17 protein-coding genes are annotated in these 15,739 nt (G+C 61.1%); 15 read left to right on the top strand and 2 right to left on the bottom strand.

The features are described from left to right. Positions 1-179: 179 nt before the first annotated feature. From J5X93_RS19340 to J5X93_RS19270, 15 genes are all read left to right on the top strand, one after another. A complete protein-coding gene (locus J5X93_RS19340; protein ID WP_250033860.1) occupies positions 180-695 on the top strand; it encodes a phage tail tube protein in 516 nt (171 codons plus the stop codon). Positions 696-702: 7 nt separating this feature from the next. Continuing rightward, the gene (locus tag J5X93_RS19335) at positions 703-1,170 is read left to right on the top strand and encodes a phage tail assembly chaperone family protein, TAC (protein ID WP_250033858.1); all 468 of its coding nucleotides are present in this window, start codon (positions 703-705) and stop codon (positions 1,168-1,170) included. Further along, complete coding sequence (locus J5X93_RS19330; protein WP_502942742.1) at positions 1,146-1,391, top strand: phage tail assembly protein T; 246 nt, start codon at positions 1,146-1,148, stop codon at positions 1,389-1,391. The genes J5X93_RS19335 and J5X93_RS19330 overlap by 25 nt, the downstream gene beginning before the upstream one ends. A gap of 48 nt (positions 1,392-1,439) precedes the next feature. Continuing rightward, a complete protein-coding gene (locus tag J5X93_RS19325; protein WP_250033854.1) occupies positions 1,440-1,769 on the top strand; it encodes a superinfection immunity protein in 330 nt (109 codons plus the stop codon). A 49-nt stretch (positions 1,770-1,818) separates the two neighbouring features. Beyond that, entirely contained in the window at positions 1,819-4,299 is a 2,481-nt protein-coding gene (locus J5X93_RS19320; RefSeq protein WP_250033852.1) for a phage tail tape measure protein, read from the top strand. A gap of 21 nt (positions 4,300-4,320) precedes the next feature. Further along, a complete protein-coding gene (locus J5X93_RS19315; protein ID WP_250033850.1) occupies positions 4,321-4,905 on the top strand; it encodes a hypothetical protein in 585 nt (194 codons plus the stop codon). Continuing rightward, positions 4,905-5,507: a hypothetical protein gene (locus J5X93_RS19310; RefSeq protein ID WP_250342646.1), complete on the top strand. Its 603-nt coding sequence runs from the start codon at positions 4,905-4,907 to the stop codon at positions 5,505-5,507. Before J5X93_RS19315 ends, J5X93_RS19310 begins: the two co-directional genes overlap by 1 nt. 2 nt (positions 5,508-5,509) lie before the next feature. Further along, complete coding sequence (locus tag J5X93_RS19305; RefSeq protein ID WP_250033631.1) at positions 5,510-5,908, top strand: DUF6950 family protein; 399 nt, start codon at positions 5,510-5,512, stop codon at positions 5,906-5,908. Further along, positions 5,905-8,955, top strand: coding sequence for a phage tail protein (locus J5X93_RS19300; protein WP_250033848.1), 3,051 nt, complete (start codon positions 5,905-5,907; stop codon positions 8,953-8,955). Before J5X93_RS19305 ends, J5X93_RS19300 begins: the two co-directional genes overlap by 4 nt. After that, on the top strand, positions 8,955-9,977 hold the full coding sequence (locus tag J5X93_RS19295) for a hypothetical protein (RefSeq protein ID WP_250033845.1): 1,023 nt from the start codon (positions 8,955-8,957) through the stop codon (positions 9,975-9,977). Before J5X93_RS19300 ends, J5X93_RS19295 begins: the two co-directional genes overlap by 1 nt. A gap of 16 nt (positions 9,978-9,993) precedes the next feature. Then, the gene (locus J5X93_RS19290; protein ID WP_250033843.1) at positions 9,994-11,082 is read left to right on the top strand and encodes a hypothetical protein; all 1,089 of its coding nucleotides are present in this window, start codon (positions 9,994-9,996) and stop codon (positions 11,080-11,082) included. Continuing rightward, positions 11,083-11,679, top strand: a complete 597-nt coding sequence (locus J5X93_RS19285) for a tail fiber assembly protein (RefSeq protein ID WP_250033841.1) — start codon at positions 11,083-11,085, stop codon at positions 11,677-11,679. Positions 11,680-11,749: 70 nt separating this feature from the next. Then, positions 11,750-12,193, top strand: coding sequence for a structural protein P5 (locus tag J5X93_RS19280; RefSeq protein WP_102082346.1), 444 nt, complete (start codon positions 11,750-11,752; stop codon positions 12,191-12,193). Beyond that, a complete protein-coding gene (locus tag J5X93_RS19275; protein WP_102082347.1) occupies positions 12,190-12,552 on the top strand; it encodes a hypothetical protein in 363 nt (120 codons plus the stop codon). The genes J5X93_RS19280 and J5X93_RS19275 overlap by 4 nt, the downstream gene beginning before the upstream one ends. Then, positions 12,549-12,833 carry a hypothetical protein gene (locus tag J5X93_RS19270; protein ID WP_102082348.1) on the top strand — a complete coding sequence of 95 codons (285 nt, stop codon included), beginning with the start codon at positions 12,549-12,551 and terminating at the stop codon, positions 12,831-12,833. The genes J5X93_RS19275 and J5X93_RS19270 overlap by 4 nt, the downstream gene beginning before the upstream one ends. Positions 12,834-12,835: 2 nt before the next feature. Here J5X93_RS19270 and J5X93_RS19265 read toward each other — a convergent pair whose 3' ends face one another. Continuing rightward, positions 12,836-13,255, bottom strand: coding sequence for a hypothetical protein (locus tag J5X93_RS19265; RefSeq protein ID WP_250033840.1), 420 nt, complete (start codon positions 13,253-13,255; stop codon positions 12,836-12,838). Positions 13,256-13,747: 492 nt separating this feature from the next. Further along, on the bottom strand, positions 13,748-15,730 hold the full coding sequence (mnmC, locus tag J5X93_RS19260; RefSeq protein WP_102082350.1) for a bifunctional tRNA (5-methylaminomethyl-2-thiouridine)(34)-methyltransferase MnmC2/FAD-dependent 5-carboxymethylaminomethyl-2-thiouridine(34) oxidoreductase MnmC1: 1,983 nt from the start codon (positions 15,728-15,730) through the stop codon (positions 13,748-13,750). Positions 15,731-15,739 lie beyond the last annotated feature (9 nt).

Raw genomic sequence — 15,739 nt, 5'->3', positions numbered from 1 at the left:
AGGTCATTTTGCCCCAGTCCATGGGTTATCAGGCAATGGACCGGGGCGGCTCATTGGAGGCACAACGCTACTACGGCTATCGACCGGCCAGTTACTGGATTTCCATCCACTCTGGATAACTGAACAGTTCACCGAAGCCCGCCTCGAGCGGGCTTTTCTTTGCCCGACAGGAGATCACCATGTCGATTTTGACCCAAGGCACCCAGGTCTTTGCCCTGGTCCCGCCTGCCTCTGGCACTGGCCCGCTCACCGTAATGGAGGTGGAATGCGCCACCGCGTTCAACCCTGGTGGGTCTCCGAAGGAGCAGATCGAGGACACCTGCCTCAGCTCCAAGGAGCGGACCTACAAGCCGGGCCTGCGCACGCCGGGCCAGGCATCTCTGACCATCAACGCCGACCCAAACAGTCCCAGCCACATCCGGCTGCATCAGCTTTCTGAGGCCGATGGTGACACCACCATTCGCTGGGCGGTGGGCTGGTCCGATGGCCCGCTTGATGCGGACGGCAACCCGACCGCGCTGCCAACCCTCAACACCGAGGGAGATGATTTCGAACTGCCGACGACCCGCACCTGGTTTGTCTTCCAGGGGTATGTCGCCGACTTCCCGTTCGACTTCGCCGCCAACTCCGTGGTCAGCACTGCGGTTTCCATCCAACGTTCGGGCGGCTCCGCCTGGATCAAGAAAGCCCCGTGAGGCACTGATGAAGCTCACTATCGACTCGCTGCAACAGGTCGGCTCCTTCACCGGCCGGCCTGTGGAGAAGGAAATCAGCTGGCGCCAAGGCGAAGACACCCTGAAGGCGACCGTCTACGTTCGCCCGCTGGGCTACCAGTCAGCCGTCAGCGATGTCCTCGCCGCGGCTGGCCACCAAGACAGCATTGCCGGCCGCATCGCCGCCGCGATCTGCAACGAAGAAGGGCAGCCCGTCTTCACGGTCCTGGACATCACCCATGGACCTCTCGACAAGGTCGAGTTGGCCAAGGACCCTAAGAGCACCAAACGCCTGGGCGCGCTGGATGGAAACCTGACCGTTGCACTGCTCGCGGTTATCCATGAGGTGAACAACCTGGGAAAGACGACGAGCTCACCGACCTCGACGAGCTCTGGCACGAACTCGTCCTCGCCGGAGTCGGCGGCACCACCATCGCGCAGGCGCAAGAAAACCTGAGCCTGCGCGAGTTCCACTCCTGGGTGAAGTACTGGCGTAAGCGCGGCTCGTTCCATTTGGGCATGCGCATCGAGAGTGGCTTCGCCCTGATTGCTTCCATCCTGGCCAACCAGACTCGAGACCAGAAGAAGCGGCCGGAGCCTTACACGCCGGCGGACTTCTCGCCTCATGTCGACCAAGTAGCGACCAGTCTCGGGGTGGCGATGGAGACGTGGACTTAGCAGAAGTGTTAGATTGGCCCATTTGCGATTCGCAGTGGGGGAAGAAGCATGGAGCTATTACAGGGACTGTATTTTGGTTATCTGGTCGTATATTTAGCTATATATATTCTGCCAATGATTATTGCTTTTCATCGGCATCATGAGAAATATACGACCATATTTCTTCTCAACCTTTTGCTTGGCTGGACTATTGTAGGGTGGGTTGTAGCACTAGTGTGGGCAGTAATCGGAAAGCGTCGAGTGCCGTCTGTTGATACACTGTCAGTAGATGTTGAGCCTGATCGTTACGTTATGCTTGAGAAAATAACCGCCCTCAGAAATAGCGGCTCTCTTAGCGAGGAAGAATTCCAGAGAGAGAAGACCAGAATATTAGGTTGATCAAATAAACAGCCCGCACTTGCGGGCTTTTTTGTGCCTGGAGTAAATAATGGCGGCCAAATCCCTTGGAACGTTGACCCTTGATCTAATTGCAAAGGTCGGCGGGTTTGTTGCCGGCATGGACAAGGCCGAGCGCAGCTCCGATAAATGGCGTAAACAGGTAGAAGCCAACGCCAAGATTGTTGGCGCCGCTATCGGTGGCGCCGTAGCGACCGGAGTAGCAACGCTCACAGCACTCACTGTTTCGGCTATCAACACTGCGTCAGAAATTAGCAAGCTGGCCTCCGTAGCAAACGTCAGCACCAACGACTTCCAAAAACTTGCAGCTGGCGCGAAAACAGTAGGGATCGAGCAGGATAAGCTCGCTGATATATTCAAGGATGTGAACGACAAGGTTGGCGACTACTTAAACACCGGCGGCGGCGAGATGCTCGACTTCTTCGAGCAAATTGCCCCTAAGGTTGGCGTCACTGCAGATCAGTTTCGGAACTTAAGCGGAAGCCAAGCGCTCGGTCTTTACGTTTCCAGCTTGGAGAAAGCCAAGGTCAGTCAGTCTGACATGACGTTCTATCTTGAGGCGATTGCCAACGATGCAACTTTGCTTCTGCCGCTCCTGCGCAACAATTCAGAGGGATTCAAGCGTTTCGGTGATGCAGCGGAAGCAGCTGGCGCAATCATGGATGATAAGACCATCCGTGCCGCCCAGGAGTTAAAGGCAGCGACCTGGCTTGTAGATCAGTCCGTGAGTGGCCTGTCCAACCAGATCACATCCGCGATGCTTCCAACGCTTGCTAATTTCGCTACTGGGCTCAATGACACTTCCATCAACGGAGTGCTTGCAAAGCGCGTCTCTGACGACCTGGCCACCAGCCTGCGGGCACTGGGAAAACTGGCAGTTGGTAGCGTTGCAGGTATCCACCTGCTTGGCATTTCGCTAAAGACATTGTCCGATGTCGACAACGCGATGGTTGGGGGGGCCGAGGCCAAATGGTGGGATCGGTACTTACCACCAGTGAGGGTCTACAACGCATTCAAAAACGTCGATGCAATGAGCGCAACGATCAGCGGCGCAAAGGCCGAGATGGGCAGCCTCGCCGGTGAATACGGCAAGCTCATGGCGTCCTTCGACGAAAAGCCTGACGGTGGATCTTCCAACCAGGTGAAAGAGTTGGCAGATCTACTGGAGCAGATGCGCAAGGGGGGCGCAGGCACATTTACAGCGATCACGAAAGCCCAGCAGGATGTAGCGAAATCGGCTGAGGCGGCTCGGAAGAAGCTGCAGCAGCAGTTCGAGTCAGCTGAAGAGGGCTATGAGCGACAAATTGCCCTCATCAACACGGAAGTCGACAAGCGCCAGGATGCCACCGAGGCGACCAAGCTTCAGTTCGAAGTCGAATCAGGAAAGCTCAAGGGCTTGAGCGCTCAGCAGCAAACCCGCTTGAAGGACCTGGCCGCCGAGCTGGATAAGCTGAAGCAGCTGAAGGTGGCCAACGAGGAGAATGCGAAGGCTGCCTCCTACGCGGCCACTTTGGCGGCGGCCAACGCTACGGCCAAATCCGGCCTCGACATGGAATTTGTTGGCGCTGGCATGGGCAGTCAAACCCGCGAACGCCTGCAAGGCATTCTGGAGATCCGCCAGGAGTTCGACCAGAAGTTCGCCGACCTGCAGGCCCAGCGTAACGCCGGCGACATCAGCGAAAGCCTGTTCAAGCGCGAGGCTGAATTGCTGCAGTCGTCGTTGAGCGAGCGGCTGTCCATGCAGATGGACTACTACGACCAGCTCGACGAGGCCCAGACCAACTGGTTGGATGGCTCCAAGGACGCCTGGCAGGACTATGCCGACCACGCGCGGGACCTGTCGTCGCAGATGTATGACGTTACCAGCAATGCCCTGGGCAGCCTGGAGGATGAGCTGGTCAGCTTCGTGAAAACTGGCGAGTTCAACTTCAGCAGTTTCGTTGAGGGTATCGCCGATGACCTGCTGCACATGCTCGTTAAGGTCGGCCTGCAGATGCTGGTCAACGCGGCGATTGGCGACAGCGCCGCGGCCTCGTCGGCTGCGCTGGCTGCTGCAACCGGTACCGCAATGGCCGCCGCCTATGCGCCTGCTGCCGCCATGGCGTCTCTGGCATCGTTCGGTGCCAACGCCGCGCCGGCCTCTGCTGCGATCACCAGCACCACCGGCCTGGCCAGCAGCCTGGCACTGGTGGGTATGGCTCATGACGGTATCGACAGCGTGCCGCGCGAGGGCACCTGGTTGCTGCAGAAGGGTGAGCGCGTCACCACTGCCGGAACCAGCGCCAAGCTGGACCGGACACTGAGCGACATCCAGGCCCAAGGCGGTAGCAGGAGCCTTCCCGGCAACCTGCCGCCCATTCAGCAGCATTTCCAAATCCAGGGTAGTGCCGACGATGCAACGCTGGCGCGGATCAGGGAGGCGGCCAGCCAGGGCGCCCAGGCCGGCTACCAGATGGTGCTGAAGGACTTCAAGAACAACGGCCCAGCCCGGCAACTGCTGCGTAAGGGCTGATCGACCACCAGGAGTGACTACATGGCAATCGCATGGCCGGATGGCCTGTGCCCGACAGAAATGACCTGGGGCGTCGTCTACAACAACCGGGCGTTCACCTCGACGCTGTCGAACGCTCAGCAGATCGTCGGCTACCCGGGGGCCTACTGGCAGTGCCAGATGACCTTCGGCGCGTTGTCGCGGGAAGAAGAGCGGATTCTGACGGCGTTCATCGGGCGCCTGCAGGGCATGTTCGGTACGTTCAATCTGCCAGCGTTCACCCGGACGCGATCCGACTCGATCGGCGCGCCCAAGGTGGTCACCGCCAACGCCCAGGCCTCTGTGATGCGCCTGAGCGGGGTGACGGCCAACAAGAAGGTTTTCTCCATGGGGGACTACATCACCATCGGCGGGGTGATGTTCGAGGTCGTCGACGATGCGTCTTCTGATGCATCCGGGCAGGTGTTGATCAACGTGAACAAGCCGATCCGCAAGACGATCGCCGCCGGCACTGCAGTTGAGTACCAGGCGCCCTATGCCGAGATGCGGCGCGTCAGTGACAACCACGCCCTGACGCTTCGGCCTTTGGTGGCCAACGGTTCGCTCGAGTTCAGGGAGGCCTTCTGATGGCTGGCGCATTCCCATTCAGTCAGCGGGTGGTGGACATCATCGCCCAGGGCCGTTTCATGGCCGTGTACGCCTGCCAGCTCGATTTCCCTGACGGCATGGTCTTCGCCCATACCGGCACGGGTGAGCTGGTGCTGGGCGGCATCACTTACCAGGGCGTGGGCACCTTCGGTGAGGTTGGCCAGGCCCAGGAGAGCAGCAACTCCAGTTCGCCCATGAGCGTCGAGCTCACCCTCAACGGCCTGGACACCACGATCATCACCGAGACCAGCCTGAAGGGCTGCCGAGGGCGCAATGCGAAACTGATGTTCGTGGTCATCGACCAGGCCGGCGATTACGCCGCTGACATTCTGTTCAGCGGGCGGATGGATGCGGCCCAGTTCGCGTACAGCGGCAATGGCAGCGATGGCAATGCCATCAAGGTGCCGATCATCGACCGCATGGCCGAGTGGAGCCGTACTTCCACCGAGCGCTGGACCGACGAGAACCACCGGGCCCGGCACCAAGACGACCGCTTCTTCTATGCAGTGGCCCAGATGGCCGACTGGCCCATTTACTGGGGCGCCTCCAAGGACGCCCCGAAGTTCACCTACGAGAAGTGACTATGCGAACCCGCGATTGGACAACTCAACTCGCCAACACGATCAAGGCCGCCACTGAGCGGCCTTTTTCATGGGGCGAATTTGACTGCTGCCTGTTTGCCGCGGACTGCGCGGTGGCGGTGTGCGGGACTGATCCGGCGGCGCTGTATCGGGGGCGGTACACCACGGAGACGGGGGCCAAGCGCCTGCTGAAGAAGATCCACGGTTCGCTCGATGCGGCCTGGGATGCCTGCTTCGCTCGGGTCAACCCGGCGTTCATTCAGCGCGGTGATGTGGCGATGTACGACGGCCCCAACGGGCGCGGAGTGGCGGTGTACTGGGCCGGTGAGTTCTGGTCTGTGGCGGAGGATGGGGCAGGGCGGATCGCCTGCGAGCCTCTGGTGGTGTGGAGGGTTGAATGAGCAAGGCAGTCAAAAAGGTTGCCCTGGTCGCTGCTGGCGCCGCCCTGGGCTTTGTCACCGGCGGTGTGGGCTTCGCGATCATCGGCGGCGCCGTTGGCTTGTTCGTTGGCTCGCAGCAGGACGCAGCGCTCAAGGGCGGTCGAGGCGGTACCGGCGAGCCGTCCGCCCAGACCGTGCGCTCGTCGAAGGCGCCGGCGCGCTTCATTCTTGGCCGGGTCAGCACTGGCGGTGTCCTGGTATGGGCGCAGGAGCAGACCGGCAACCAAGGCAATGGCGAGTGGGTGCACCTGGTCTATGTGCTGAGCGAAGGCGCGGTCGATGGGCTGGAGAAAATCTACCTCGGCGAGGAGGAGATCGGCACCTACGGAGAGTACGCCTCGTATGAGCTGATCGTGAATCCCACCCAGGTCAACGCCTTTTTGAAGGCAAACTGCCGGGACTGGAAGGATTCGCAGATTGGCCGCGGCCTGTCCTTCGTTCGGCTGTCGCTCAAGCACAATGCGGAGAAGTTTCCTTCGGGCATTCCCAATGTACGCTTTGTCGTCCGTGGCCGGCGGGATTTGTACGACCCTCGCACCGGCATGACCGGATACAGCGAGAACACCGCCCTTCACCTGTTGTGGTTCCTGCGCGCGCGCTGCAAGGTCCCCGATGACGAGATTGTCTTCGAATCGTTCGCCAGCGCTGCGAACGTGTGCGACGAGGCTGTCGGAAACGCCGACGGCACGACCGGCGTACGCTATCGCACGGGCTGCGTGATCGGCGCCGATGAGCAGCGCACCTCTGTTCTCCAGAAGCTGGAAGAGTCATGCGCTGGGCAATTGATCCGCGTGGGCGGCAAGTGGATGCTGCAGGCTGGCGCCTACTATGGCCCGTACGACTTCGAGATCACCGAGGACATGGTGATCGGCACTGTGTCCGGCTCCACCGAGGTGGGCAATGACGCAGCGATCAACATCGTTACCGGGACCTTCATCGACCCGTCCCAGTCCTGGGCGGAGACCGACTTCCCTGAGGTGCGGGTCCAACAGTGGGTTGACCAGGATGGCGGAGAAGCGTCTGAATCGATGTCGCTTGGCTACGTGACCGATGCCTACCAGGCCCAGCGCCTGGCTAACATCAAGCTGCGTCGCGCCCGCGCTGGCGGCTCTCTGCAAATCCCGATGAACTTCGCTGGCTACAACTGCCGGCCTGGCCGCGTCGTGCGGGTGAACCTGCCGTCGCTGAACATCGTGGGCGAGTGCATCGTCACCGACTGGAACATGGCGTCGGATGACGGCTGCACCGTCACTGTCTCGCAGTACGAGGCAGCGATCTTCGACGATGCGGTGGGCAAGCCTTACAACCCGATTGGCTTCATCAACCTTCCAGCCGGCGGCCTTGGCTCGCCCACGGGCCTCACCTGGACGCAGGACGAGACGGCGGAGATCACTCAGGGGGTGTTGAGCTGGGTGCCGCCGTTCGGTGTCGTCACCGGCTATGCCGTGACGGTTCGACGGGGCGGGGTAGCGGTGCAGGCCCGCCAGGTCCCGGAAACCACCATGCAGCTGCCGTTCTCGGGGCTGCCCTCCGGCAACTACACGATGAGCGTGGCCGCTCTGGGGCCGCTGGCGCGGTCGGGCGAGGCCAGCATCACGGTTAACATCGACGGCCCGCCCGTGCCCGAGGCCTGCGTTGTGCAGTCAACCATCGAGAGCATCTCGCTGTTCCCGAGTAACGTGCAGCATGGCTTAAACGGGGGAACCTATGAGTATTTCTACACCATGGACCCGCAGGCCGCTGCAGATCAGGCCGAGTACCTGGGGCAGGGGCTCAGCCTGACGCACACCGGCCTGGCGTTCTTCACCAACTACTACTACTTCATCCGCTCGCGCAACGCATACGGGGTGAGTGGATTCCTGAAGATTGCTGCATCCACGTCCAACGACGTTACGGCAATGTTGGCAGCGCTCGCGGGGAAGATCACGGAAACACAACTCGGTCAGGACCTGCTCGAGGAGATCCAGAAGATCCCAGGCCTTCAGGACCAGATCGATGCGTTGGGCGGCCTGACGGCCTACGACAAGGATTCGGCCTACACCAAGGACCAGATGGTTGTCGCCGACGGAAAGATCTACCAGGCCAAGCAGGCTGTGCCGGCGAACTCGTCCGGGGCGAATGCGCCGCCGAACACCACCTACTGGATCGATGTGGGTCAATCCTTGGTCACGGCCAATGGCTTGGCCCAGCAAGTGGCCACTAACACCGTGGACATCAGCACTGTCGACGGAAAGGTCACGGCCCAGGCGGCGTCCTTTGAAGCGCTGCGCGCTTCGACCCGGGATGACGACGGTTCGGGTGCCATGGCGGATGCGCTCAAGGGTTGGGAGAGCACCTCGGCGATCGCCACAGAGAAGCGGGTCCGGACCACCGAAAACATGGCCATGGCCGAGCGGCTGACCACCTTCGATGCCAAGGTGGCGACGAATGAGGCAAACATTACGTCGCTCGAGCGCGTGGTGGCGACCAACGAATCTGCAACTGCGCAGAAGATCGACCAGTTAAGCGTTAGCGTTGGACAGAACACTGCAGCTGTCCAGACCATCACTCAAGCCCAAGCCAAAACTGACGGGGACCTGAGCGTGATGTGGCGAGTCAAGATGGAACTCAATGCCAATGGTCAAATCGTGCCTGCCGGTGTTGCGCTGGGAATTGAGTCAAATGGTGGGGTAGTTCAGAGCCAATTCTTGGTCTCTGCCGACCGATTTGCAGTGGTCAACGGCATCAACGGCACGCTGTCTTCGCCGTTCGTTGTCCAGGGTGGGCAGGTCTTCATCAACCAGGCGTTCATCAACACCGCGTTCATCCAGCAAATCATCCTCGGCATGACGCTGCGCTCGCAGGCGGTGGACTCGCAAGGACGTCCGCTTGTCGAGATCAACATGGTTACTGGTGCTGTCACGATCCGCGGTCAATCTGCTGATGGCTCAACCTTGCTGAACAACAACGGCCTGTATGTCTATGACAAGAACGGGGTCGAGCGTACGGCAGTAGGGGGGCTGACCTGATGGCGGCGCAATATGGATTCAGGACGCGGGATGCGTCCGGTGCGATCACGCTGGATACATCGGTGACGCCACTGCGGTCGATCTACACGACCCAGGTGCAGGGGAATGGCGCCTGGGACCAGTACTTCTCGATCCCGCAGATAAAGGCGGGTTCGTTTGTTGTGGTGCAGTCGCCAATAGTAAACATGTCCAGCGGTGTTGAGGCGTGGTGGAGCCCGGGGACCCTTCATTTGAGGCGGGCGCAGAGTTTGAAGTGGACCGTCAAAGTCCTTTCATACGGCGATGCGCCAGACGCAACGACCAAGTATGGGATCAGGGCGCGAAACGACAACAACCTGGTGCAGATCGACAACGTCAACAAGGTCATGAGCGTTGCCGGATCTGGATCGTTCCAGATTGGTCGGCGCGGCCCGGGCGACTACATCACTACCGGGCGCGGGAATTTCCCGGCGCCGATAACCACCATTGAAGAGCCATACGTCTTCCTGCGTTCCGATACCGGAATGATGGTCTGCAAGTATCGCGTGCTCGGTTCTCCAGGTGCTTGGACAGGCTTCACCGTGGATGGCTGGTTTGGTGGGTCATTCGCCAACCTCCTCTACACCGTCCACTGGATGGTTGGCTCGGCCACACCCAGCGGGGCCGAAGGCGATTACGGCATCAGGATTCGAAACGGCTCAGGGGAACGGACCTTCAACAGCAATGACAACCTCATCCTGTTGAGCGGTGGAGCTCCATCCTCAGATCGCTTCAGCGTCGCCGGATCGGATGTGGTGATTGGGTCGGTGTTGTGGTCGAGCTTCCAGATGCCCTGGACCGGCAGTGCCAATGACTACTTCCTGGCCTCAACGCTGCTTTCAACCTTCGATGACGGCGCCAATGTTTATGACAACCCTGCCGGGTTTCTCGTCGGCAACCGAAACGTCCTTCAAGCCTACTCAGGCTCATACACCTCAAGCACGAATGCCTCTGGCGTGAACGGACGGACCTTATTCGCCGGGCGCCCAATGCGTCCTCTTTGATTTTCAGGAGCAATCCATGCCTTGGTACAGAACAGGCCAGGTGGCGATCACGGCTGGCCAAACGACGGTGACCGGTACCGGTACCAGCTTTTCAGCGAATGGCAGGGTAGGTGATGGTTTTCTCGGCCCGGACGGTCGTTGGTATGAGATCACCAACATCGCCAGCAATACCGTGCTGAGCATTCTTCCGGCCTATCAGGGCGCCACGGTAAGCGGCGGTAGCTACGCCATTGCTCCGCTGCAGGGCTACCCCAAGACCTTGGCCGACAAGTTCAACGATATCGCCAACCAGTGGGGCTCAACGCTGGCTGGCCTGGGCACTGTTTCGACTGAGAACGTGGTACCGGTGGCGAAGGGTGGCACCGGGGGAACGACCCAGGCAGATGCTCGTCTTGGCCTGGGTTTGGGTACAGCCTCAACGACAGACTCAACGACATCGACTGAAGATTCCACGCTTGGGCGATCTTTGAGGGTTGGCGACCATGGTGTCGGCCGTACCAATAACGCGACGGGCAACCTGCCGGCGGGCGCCCTGATTGGAGCCATTGCAGCAAACAGCTTCTTTGCGGCAGCTGATTCTGCGCCAAGTGACTGGCCCGGCGGAGCCGGCAACTTACCGATGGGTTTCAACATTTCGCGCTCGGCAAACGTGGGCGCGCAGTTCGCTATGTCTTCCGGTGCTGCGGCCGGCGCCTATCGCCGCGCCCGAATCTCGTCTGCCTCATGGGGTGCATGGGCGAAACTGCTTGAGGCGACCGATTTCGTGACGGTAACGAACGCCAACGGCACAGCCATCCGACTCCCAGACGGAACGCAGATCTGCTTGTTGAACATCAGCGTTACTGACCAAGCCATTGATTCGTCGTACTCATCGGGTTCCATGCAGCTTTACCAGGGCGTCCGGTCTTGGACTTTTCCGGCGGTATTCACAGCTCCGCCGACAGTGATCCCTGGTGCATTCCGGCACGGAAGCGGGGCATCTTGGTCCGCTCTGGGTGGCACTGTCACAACCAACGCCGCACCTCTGCGCGGTATTGACATCATTTCCCGCGCCGCTGGCCCCACGGTGGTGATCAGCGCCGCCGCTATCGGAAGGTATATGTAGATGATCATCAAGCTATCCCCTGGCCTCTCTGACAATACGCTCTCCGTATCCCGGCTGGGCGACATGCTCACCCTGAACAACGTTGCGCTGGATTTTGCGCAGCTGCCGGAGGGGGCGACATTGCCAGCTGAGGCCGTCTCGAGCGAATGGGTGCTCGACCCGATAAAGCGGGAGGGCGGGAAACTCATCGTGTCCTTGCGATTGCCGCATGCGCTCGACGCTCCTCAATCGGCGCTGTTCCCGGACGACATCATCGATCCTCCGGATGGGCCAGTGACTTTGCCGGGTCTTGAAGTAACAGCGCCGCAGCCTTCGGCCACGGGCGTCATCGATTGGTCGCAGCTGATCACCGCGGAGGACAAGGCGCAGGCTGCCGCTGAACAGCTGCTGTCCCATGTGGCGGTAGAGGTGGCGCGGCTTCGTGCTGTGGCGGATTCGGCGATTGCTCCGCTGCAGGACGCTGTTGATCTGGATGAAGCCACTGAGGCTGAGGCCGCGCTGTTGAAGGAGTGGAAGCGCTATCGCGTGGCACTGAACCGCCTGCCAGATCAGCCTGGCTACCCAGGCGAGATCACCTGGCCAGCGCCCCCGGCCTAATCAACTGAACGACACCCTGCCAACGAAGACAACCGCCTGATGGCGGTATTTTTTTGCCCGGAGAAAACCTATGACTGCACGCGGCATCCGCAACAACAATCCAGGGAACATCGATTTCAACCCACGCAACGATTGGGTGGGTCAGCTGGGTTTGGAGCTCGGTGCCAGCAACCCGCGCTTTGCCCGCTTTGACTCGCCCGAGAACGGCATCCGTGCCTTGGGCAAGCTGCTTATTGTCTACCGCGGCAAGGACGGCATGCCCGGTGTGGGCGGGAAGGGCATCGACACGGTGCTGGAGACCATCAACCGCTGGGCGCCGTCGAACGAGAACGACACCAAGGCCTACGCCCTGGCTGTGGCCAAGCGTTTGGGCGTGCGCACCACGGACCCGATCAACATCAAGGACCCGGCCACGCTGCGGGTGTTCGTGGAGAGCATCATCATCCATGAGAACGGCGGCAACCCGTACCCGGCGGCGATCATCGATGAGGGTGTGCGGAGGGCGCTGGCATGAAGGCCTGGCTGGCGCGCACTGCAGGAGCCGGCCTGCTGATCCTGCTGGGCATGGTGGTTGGCTCCTGGGCCACCACCAACCATTTCCGCCCGACGCTGGATGCCGTACAGGACGAGGCGATCACCTGTAAGGCGGCCCGGGACAACCTCGCCGGCCTGGCCACAGAGCAGGGGAAGGCCCTGGGCGACCTAACCCTGGCCGCGAACGAGCGACAGGCCAGGGCCGAGGTGGCCGTGAAAGAGGCGGGGAAGCAGGCCCAGGCGGACTATGCCGCGGCGAACCGTCTGCAACAGGAGCGTACTGGTGGCGACCAATGCGCGGCTGCCACATCGATCATCGACAAGGAGCTTGGCCTATGAACTTCGCTGACCAATTCCTGCGAGGGGTGGGGTTGCTCGCAGGCACCGCTCTGCTCGCCGCCTGCGCAGGGAAGGTCGGGCCAGACGTCCAGTACGTTCGTGTAGAGGTCCCTGTGCAGGTGCCTTGCCGGGCGCCTGACGTGGCGGTACCACTCTGGGCGGCCGCCGGCCTGCGAAAGACCGACAGCCTGGAGGTGAAGGTGAGGGCATTGCTGGCGGAAAGACGGCAGCGAATTGGGTACGAGCGGCAACTCGTCGCAGCTATCGATGGTTGTAGATGATTTTAACCGGCCGGGAAGATGGATAGTTGGAGTTCGGCCCTCTGTTTTGTGAGGGCCTGGAGGTTAGTATCCGCCTCGATGGCATCAGTGAACCGTCGCATCGCCTCGATCCACTGCTCGGTAAAGTCAATGCACTGCACCACCACGACGTTGCTCGGCGCAAGGCCCAGCTTAGGAAGCGTCAAATGCACCTCTGCCTCAACTTCCGCTTGAGGCCTTCGAGGGCCTGTAGGGTTGATAATTTGCTTCGCTTTGCTGTCTCGGTAGAGCTTCGACTCGGCCGTACCAGCATGAAGAAAGCCGCAGCGTGCTGCGTAAATGTCGACAGCAGCAAGCGGCGAGGCGAACCCCGGCAAAAAATAATCATCGACCCTGCCATGAATTCCTTGCGACCGTGGTCGATACTGGCGCTTGAAAGCCAAGCCATCTTGTCTATTGAGCTGTACATCAGCGATAGGGCATGTATGTCGCAGCCGTTGTAGGTAAGGACTGCGACGGCATGTAAATCAGCTTCAATCGTTCTCATCACAGCTCTTGGAACGGACATAACACCCTCAGTGGTTGTTGCTTGGCCTACCTTGGCAAGCTTGATTTACATCGAATCTATCACAAGACTTGGGGGAGTTTGTTCGGAAGGGCGGGGAACTAGTTGGTGCGGATTGCGCGTACCACTTTTTGTACCAAAACAGGTTTTTTATGGGGGAATCAGGGGGTTTTATGGCCCCTGAAAGCCTTTAAACGCCCCTTTCCCAATACTCCTGCTAATCCGCACATAGGTCCTTACCGGTTTTGCCGTTGGGGAATATGCGCCCCGAAATGGGGCACATAAGGAACTGACCCATGGGGGTTGTGAGAGTTTTAGATCAATCCGTTATATAGGTTGAGCGGCCCCGTTGCCGGTGAACCCGGCCTATCTATTTGCCGCGAATCAACCGACGCAACGCAAACCGGTTCGGATGACACGCCTGCGCCACCGTGCGCGGCAGCGGCAGCGGTTCACCGCACACCCAGGCTGCGACCAGCTCGCCGCTCAAGGGCGCGGTGATCAACCCTCGCGAACCATGGCCGCTGTTCACGTACAACCCGTCGAGCCAAGGACAGGGCGTGTCCGGGACTTGTCGAGCGTCTTTAGCGAGCACCGCATAGGCGTCGGTGAACGCTTGCGCATCCGCCACGGGCCCTACGATCGGCAGGTAGTCTGGACTTGTGCAGCGGAACGCCGCTCGGCCTCGCAACCGGGCGGGGTCCAGCACGCTGGTATTGAGCCGCTCGGCCAGGTCCGTGGAGATTTCATCGAGCAGGGACAAGTTGCCCTGGTGTTCGGCGACAGTCGGTGCTAAGTCGTCGTTATGGAAGTCGAAGCTTGCGCCCAAGGTGTGCTCATCGCCACGCGGCGGCGCGACGTAGCCTTCGGCACACACCACGGTGCGCAAGGCGCGGCTGGCCTCGGTGGCTGGCAGGCGGGTGATCTGCCCGCGGATGCGCTTGAGCGGCAGCTCGGCGCAGGCCTCGAAGCGGCGGATCTCGGCGGCACCGGCGAGCACCACCACTGGCGCGCTCGCCAGCAGGCGCTCACCGTCCCACGCTTGCCAACGGCCATCGACTTTGCGCAGTTCGATTACCTCCTGGTGGGTCAGCAACTCGATGTGCGGATGTTGCAGCTGCGCCTGGCACAGCGCTGGCGGATGCACCCAGCCGCCTTCGGGATAGAACAACCCACCGGCAGGCAGTGCCACACCTGCGACCGACTCGGCCTGGGCCTGATCGAGCACGTGCAGCAATGTGCTGTCGAAGGCCTCGGCCAGCTTGGCCTGGCGCTGTGCTTCCTTGTCGTCGAAGGCCAATTGCAGCACACCGCAGTCGTCCCAGTCCTGTCCGCGTTGCAGCTGTTGCAGCCAACGGCGGGTGTAGCCGAAGCCCGAGAGGATCATCTGCGACAGCGTCGTGCCGTGGGCCGAGAGTTTCAGGTAGAGCACGCCCTGGGGGTTGCCCGAGGCTTCCTGGGCCGGGGCGTCGTGGCGCTCCAGCACGCTGACCTGCCAGCCACGGGCCGCGAGGCTGGCAGCCGTGGCGCTACCGGCAAGGCCGGCACCGATGACCACGGCATGCCGCGGGCCTTGCACAGGGGCAGGGCGGGCATACCAAGGTTCGGGTTCGGCTGGGGCGGGTTGCTCAGCGGGCCAGCCCTGGAACTGGCCGTGCATGACCTCCCATTTTTTACCGATACCCGGCACCTTGCGCATGGCAAAGCCTGCAGCGATCAGGCCACGACGCACCCAGCCGGTGGTAGTGAAGGTGCCCAGTGTGGTGCCGGGCCGGGACAGCCGGGCCAGTTGCGCGAACAGCTCCGGCGTCCACATGTCGGGGTTCTTCGCCGGGGCGAAGCCGTCGAGGAACCACACATCGACCTGCGCATCGAGCGTAGGCAATTGCGCCAGGGCATCGCCCACCATCAGGGTCAGGGTCACCCGCCCATGGTCGAAGCTGAACTGCTGGAAGCCGCCATGCACCGCCACGTACTGTGCCAGCAGCGGCTGCCAGTAAGGTTCGAGTTGCGGCCACAGCTGTACCGCGCGGGCGAGGTCTTCGCGGGTGAGCGGGTACTTTTCGACGCTGACAAAATGCAGGCGCGCACCCCGCGGGGCGTGTTCGGCGAACAACTGCCAGGCACAGTAGAAATTCATGCCCGTGCCGAAGCCGGTCTCGCCGATCACCAGGCAGTCCTGGGGCGTCAGGGCGGTGCAGCGTTCACGCAGGCGGTTCTGTTCGAGGAAGACATGCTGGGTTTCCTCGATGCCTTCGTTCTTGGAAAAGTAGATGTCGTCGTACTGCCGCGAGTGAGGGCGGCCCTGGTCGTCCCAGTCGATCTGGGCGTGCTGTAAGAAGGTGTCAGGCATGGTTGGCTC

It is taken from the genome of Pseudomonas sp. BYT-1, assembly GCF_023611805.1.
Classification (GTDB): domain Bacteria; phylum Pseudomonadota; class Gammaproteobacteria; order Pseudomonadales; family Pseudomonadaceae; genus Aquipseudomonas; species Aquipseudomonas guariconensis.
The sequence above is the reverse complement of the archived record's forward strand: the minus strand, read 5'-3'. Positions and strand labels throughout refer to the sequence as shown.

Excerpts from the sequence above, each read along its gene's own strand:
- J5X93_RS19340 (WP_250033860.1), top strand. The coding sequence starts at position 180 with ATGTCGATTTTGACCCAAGGCACCCAGGTCTTTGCCCTGGTCCCGCCT.
- J5X93_RS19335 (WP_250033858.1), top strand. The coding sequence starts at position 703 with ATGAAGCTCACTATCGACTCGCTGCAACAGGTCGGCTCCTTCACCGGC.
- J5X93_RS19325 (WP_250033854.1), top strand. The coding sequence starts at position 1,440 with ATGGAGCTATTACAGGGACTGTATTTTGGTTATCTGGTCGTATATTTA.
- J5X93_RS19320 (WP_250033852.1), top strand. The coding sequence starts at position 1,819 with ATGGCGGCCAAATCCCTTGGAACGTTGACCCTTGATCTAATTGCAAAG.
- J5X93_RS19315 (WP_250033850.1), top strand. The coding sequence starts at position 4,321 with ATGGCAATCGCATGGCCGGATGGCCTGTGCCCGACAGAAATGACCTGG.
- J5X93_RS19310 (WP_250342646.1), top strand. The coding sequence starts at position 4,905 with ATGGCTGGCGCATTCCCATTCAGTCAGCGGGTGGTGGACATCATCGCC.
- J5X93_RS19305 (WP_250033631.1), top strand. The coding sequence starts at position 5,510 with ATGCGAACCCGCGATTGGACAACTCAACTCGCCAACACGATCAAGGCC.
- J5X93_RS19300 (WP_250033848.1), top strand. The coding sequence starts at position 5,905 with ATGAGCAAGGCAGTCAAAAAGGTTGCCCTGGTCGCTGCTGGCGCCGCC.
- J5X93_RS19295 (WP_250033845.1), top strand. The coding sequence starts at position 8,955 with ATGGCGGCGCAATATGGATTCAGGACGCGGGATGCGTCCGGTGCGATC.
- J5X93_RS19290 (WP_250033843.1), top strand. The coding sequence starts at position 9,994 with ATGCCTTGGTACAGAACAGGCCAGGTGGCGATCACGGCTGGCCAAACG.
- J5X93_RS19285 (WP_250033841.1), top strand. The coding sequence starts at position 11,083 with ATGATCATCAAGCTATCCCCTGGCCTCTCTGACAATACGCTCTCCGTA.
- J5X93_RS19280 (WP_102082346.1), top strand. The coding sequence starts at position 11,750 with ATGACTGCACGCGGCATCCGCAACAACAATCCAGGGAACATCGATTTC.
- J5X93_RS19275 (WP_102082347.1), top strand. The coding sequence starts at position 12,190 with ATGAAGGCCTGGCTGGCGCGCACTGCAGGAGCCGGCCTGCTGATCCTG.
- J5X93_RS19270 (WP_102082348.1), top strand. The coding sequence starts at position 12,549 with ATGAACTTCGCTGACCAATTCCTGCGAGGGGTGGGGTTGCTCGCAGGC.
- mnmC (WP_102082350.1), bottom strand. The coding sequence starts at position 15,730 with ATGCCTGACACCTTCTTACAGCACGCCCAGATCGACTGGGACGACCAG.